The sequence below is a fragment of the uncultured Gimesia sp. genome (assembly GCF_937910335.1).
GTDB lineage: Bacteria > Planctomycetota > Planctomycetia > Planctomycetales > Planctomycetaceae > Gimesia.
In genome coordinates this window covers 1-5003 of the sequence record NZ_CALEMX010000187.1, presented here as the reverse complement: position 1 = coordinate 5003, position 5003 = coordinate 1, and the positions used below count along the sequence as shown (strand labels likewise).

Below are 5003 nucleotides of genomic sequence, written 5' to 3'. Positions count from 1 at the left end.
TGGCGCAAATTACGTGCCAAAGCGAGGGAAGTCATCTGGGAAATGCGGGATTAAGTGTATTGGCCGAGTATGCAGAAGAAGCATGGAATGAAGAACTGGAAGAGTGCTGGCGTCAGGCACTCGAAGCTGTTGCGACAACCATGATTGAAGGTGCCAAAGACTCAAGTCGCGCAAAACAGCTTCAATCGGCGGCTGTATCTGGCTCGCAAGGAGTCAACTCTGGAGATGAGGAATCTGTTCAAGAAATTCTTCATTCAGCAGAGGAACAAAACCAACTACAAACCGAACAACCATCAAGGTCTGAAGAGCAGATCAAAAAACCCAAGGAGAATAGTGATATGTCGATTGATTCAGTGCAGAATACAGAACAGAGCGCGGCTACTGAACAGTCGCAGAATGTTGATCAATTTTATGGAATTGTGGAATTCAGTCCCCAGGCTACACTGTTTTTAAACACAGAGGGAACAGTGACCTACCTGAACCGCAAAGGACAGGAGTTGATTGAAGAACTCAGCGGAGATTTGGGTGTTGGTCCTAAGCAGCTTGTAGGCGGACAAATTGATCAATTGTTTCAGCAAATCCCTGAATTGCAAACTTCGTTAAGTGGATTGGCTGGAGAAAAAACGATCACTGCCCAATTGGGTGATCGGTATATTGAAATCAGCCTGAGTCCAACCAAGTCTTCTAATGGGGACTCAGCTGGAACAGTACTGAGTTGGGAAGAAGTTACTGCACAGGCAAAATTGAAAGAAGAAAATAATGATTTTTCTGGACAGCTAGACGCACTTAGCGATGCTCAGGCCGTAATCGAGTTCAACATGGATGGCACGATTGTCACGGCCAATCAGAATTTCTGTAGCACTTTGGGTTATACCCTGGATGAAATCCAAGGCAAACACCACAGCCTGTTTGTTGATGAGGACTTCAAAAAGAGTAATGAGTACCAACAATTCTGGAAAAACCTGAATGCAGGACAAAATCAAATTGCCGAATACAAGCGTATCGGGAAAGGTGGTAAAGAAGTTTGGATTTCTGCATCTTACAATGCCATCAGAGACGAGGGTGGTAAGCTATTCAAAGTCGTCAAATATGCATCTGATATTACAAGTAAAAAAGCAGACGAGCAAAACATGGCTCGCATTCAGAGCATGATGGAGAATATTCCCGTCAATGTCATGTTGGCTAATCGAGATTTGGAAATTACATATGTGAACCCGGCATCTGTGAAACAACTAGGTGCTCTCGAGCAGTACTTACCGATCAAAGTGGAAAATCTAGTTGGTCAAAACATCGATATTTTCCACAAGAATCCTGCCTATCAGAGAGGGATTCTGAATGACCCCTCCAATCTTCCTGCTCGAGCGACGATTGAAGTCGGTCCAGAAAAATTGGATTTGCTGGTAAGTCCAGTGACCGATGCAGACGGAAAATATATTGGTCCCATGGTGACCTGGGAAGTGATTACAGAAAAACTGAGACTCGAGAATGAAATGGCTCGCGTTCAGAACATGATGGAAACGATTCCCATCAACGTTCTGTTGGCTAACAAAGACTTTGAACTTGTTTACATGAACCCGGCCTCAGTTAAGCAATTAAAAGAAATCGAACACTTATTACCTAAGCCTGTAGATCAGTTATTAGGTCAGAGTATTGACATCTTTCATAAATCGCCGGAAATGCAGAGACGCCTGTTAGCAGATCCATCGAATCTGCCGCATCGGGCCAAGATCAAAGTTGGACCAGAAACTCTTGATCTTCTGGCAACCGCGATTATGGATAAAGACAATAACTATATTGGTCCGATGATCTCCTGGTCGCTGATCACAGATCAAATTAAGTTGGCTGACGATTTTGAATCCGAGATTCAAGGTATCGTGAGTGTGGTCACATCCTCTGCTACTGAAATGCAGGCCAGCTCCAAGGGCATGGCTGATATGGCAGATAATACTGCCCGTCAATCGCAGGTTGTAGCGGCTGCCAGTGAAGAAGCAACAAGAAATGTCGAAACGGTCTCTTCAGCTGCAGAAGAATTGAGCGCATCAATCAGTGAAATCGCCCGTCATGTGCAGGACCAATCGCATATGACATCTCAAGCTGTGACCGAAGCTGACAAAACAAACGATACGATCAAAGAGCTCGGAGTTGCCAGCACTGAAATTGGTCAAGTTGTTAAAGTGATCACTTCTATTGCACAGCAAACCAACTTGTTGGCTTTGAATGCAACTATCGAAGCAGCTCGTGCCGGAGAAGCTGGAAAAGGTTTTGCTGTGGTTGCTAACGAGGTCAAAGAACTGGCTCGCCAGACCGCTCGTGCGACAGAAGAGATCAGTGAAAAGATCAATGCGATTCAGGGATCGACGGGTGTTGCCGTTTCAGCGATTGGTTCGATTGGTGAGAGTATTCGCAAGATCGATGAAATCTCAACAACAATTGCCAGTGCTGTTGAAGAACAGACTGCGGCAACAAACGAGATCTCACGCAATGTTGCTGAAGCTGCTCGTGGTACAGCCGAAGTCACGAATAATATATCGGGTGTTTCAAAGGCTGCTACCGACAGTGGTACAGCGGCCGGTGATATGCAGGCAGCTGCTGAAGGTCTGACTCAGGAATCTGTGAAGTTAGACAAAGCTGCATCCGCATTCTTGGTACGAATGAGAGCAATTTAAGCTCTATTCAAATATCCAATAAAAATTGCCGTCATGTTGGACATATGGTTAGAGTCATATGTTTGGCTTGACGGTTTTTTATTCAAGTATAATGCGTAAGTTGTTGAGGGATAGGACTCAAAATACCCGAAAATTACGGAAATAAGAGTTTAGTCGCCTTTCCTTATCAATTGTGTTCTAGAGTTCTGATGATAGATTAATTAACCATTCACTTCAGTTGACTGATTTGTATGTAGTTTCTGAAGTAATGGCTATTCACAAATAGATTATTTTACATACTGGGAGACCGGTGAAAATGAAAACGATTTTACTTGTTGACGATTCCAGGGCTGTTCGACTTGTGGGCCGTCGTATGATGGGAACACTTGGGCTCAACGTACTGGAAGCAGAAGACGGCAAACAGGCTTTGGAAGTTGCTAGAGCGAATCCTGAGTTGGATGCTGTTTTGTTGGACTGGAACATGCCGATTATGGATGGTATGGAATTCTTAACTGCCTTGAGAGCTGATGAACGAGCAAAGCAACCGATTGTTGTGATGTGTACAACGGAAAATGATATGCCCCAAATCGTGCAGGCCATGCAGGCAGGTGCAAATGAGTATATTATGAAACCGTTTACTGAAGACATTGTCCGCGATAAATTGGAAGAAACAGGTGTTTTGTGAACCAATCGATCATAAAAGTTCTTTTGGTCGATGACTCTGCTGTGATTCGAGGATTAATGACTCAAGCGATCAATTTAGATCCTGAAATTGAAGTCGTTGGTACTGCGATGCATGGGCAGACCGCACTCACCTGGCTTCAAAATAATCAGGCTGATGTGGTGGTTCTCGATGTAGAAATGCCCGTGATGGATGGGATTAGTTGTTTGAAGAAACTCAAACAGGATTATCCTGAAATGCCAGTAATTATGGCTAGTGCTCTGACGCGTAAGGGAGCAGAAGTGACCTTGCAGGCATTTGATCTGGGAGCGGCAGGTTGTATTCAAAAACCTGTTGCTAAAAATGCATCAGAGGCCATCGAACAAGTAGCGCGCAATCTGATTCCCTTAATCAAGGCATTGGTGGGACAGGATAAAGCACCTGGCTCGAGCAATACAAATCTTCGAACAAATGTAGCAAAGCTTCCAACTAAGACTCCTATGATATTAGTGATTGGGTCTAGTACAGGGGGTCCCAATGCACTGAAAGCGGTGTTATCTGCAATCCCAGAGAAATTTACGATACCGATATTGGTAGCACAGCATATGCCCCCTTTATTTACGAAATCACTGGCTGAGCATATTGAACGAGAAACGAAGCGTCCTACAGCAGAAGCCGTTGATGGGGAATTAATAGAAAGAGGCCGTATCTATGTCGCCCCAGGTGATTTTCATATGGTAATTGATAAGCAAGAAGATCGAATGGTGATTCGATTGAATCAAGATTCTCCAGAACATTTTTGTCGTCCTTCTGTTAATCCGTTGTATTCATCAGCAGCACAATGGTATGGCAGTTCTGTTTTGGCGGTCATGCTCACGGGCATGGGGGATGACGGTATTGAGGGGGCGCAATTGATTAGTGAGCGTCAAGGTTATATTATCGTACAAGATGAACAGAGTAGTGTTGTTTGGGGAATGCCTGGAGCGATTGCTAATGCAGGACTCGCAAACCAGGTTTTACCTCTCAGGAGTATTGCTCCTGAACTCGTTCGACTTTGTTCTTAATAGAAAGTGGTGATTTCGTGTCTCCAGAAGATTATACATATATTACAAAATTTTTATTGGAAACGACGGGGCTTTCTCTGGGCGAGAATAAAGAGTATTTATTAGAAGCCCGCCTGATTCCTCTGGCTCAATCTCACGGAATGAATGGCTTTGAGGATCTCGTGTTGAGTTTAAGAAGTCGATTAGATAAAAATCTGGAAAAAGAAGTCATGGAAGCGATGACAACAAATGAGTCGTCTTTTTTCCGTGATAAGCGTCCTTTTGAAGAATTCAAAACATCGATATTGCCAGATCTCATTGCCGAGCGAAAAAACACAAAAAAATTAAGAATCTGGTGTGCTGCTTCCTCCAATGGTCAGGAGCCCTACAGCATTGTTATGGCCTTACGAGAAAATTTTCCGGAACTGATCGATTGGAATATTCAAATCGTGGGAACTGACTTGTGCACAAAAGCATTAAATCGCGCTGAAGCGGGAGTTTATTCACAGTTTGAAGTTCAACGTGGATTACCCGTTCAACTCTTGATGAAATATTTTGAACAATGTGACGAAGGCTGGAAGATTAAATCAGATTTAGGAGTGGGCATGCAGTGGAAACACTTGAATCTTCTGGAAGACTTCAAGCATCTAGGAA

4 protein-coding genes are annotated in these 5003 nt (G+C 43.8%); all 4 read left to right on the top strand.

The genetic code is table 11. The features are described from left to right. Nucleotides 1–2666, top strand: a 2666-nt coding sequence (locus tag Q0668_RS07150; RefSeq protein ID WP_298861967.1) for a methyl-accepting chemotaxis protein, incomplete at its 5' end; no start/stop codon positions are given. A 295-nt stretch (nucleotides 2667–2961) separates the two neighbouring features. Then, nucleotides 2962–3330 carry a response regulator gene (locus tag Q0668_RS07145; protein WP_298861965.1) on the top strand — a complete coding sequence of 123 codons (369 nt, stop codon included), beginning with the start codon at nucleotides 2962–2964 and terminating at the stop codon, nucleotides 3328–3330. Then, nucleotides 3327–4370 (top strand): chemotaxis response regulator protein-glutamate methylesterase, encoded by a 1044-nt coding sequence (locus tag Q0668_RS07140; protein WP_298861963.1) that lies wholly within the window; start codon nucleotides 3327–3329, stop codon nucleotides 4368–4370. The genes Q0668_RS07145 and Q0668_RS07140 overlap by 4 nt, the downstream gene beginning before the upstream one ends. A 17-nt stretch (nucleotides 4371–4387) precedes the next feature. Continuing rightward, a partial coding sequence (locus Q0668_RS07135; protein ID WP_298861961.1) for a protein-glutamate O-methyltransferase CheR occupies nucleotides 4388–5003 on the top strand: 616 nt, incomplete at its 3' end.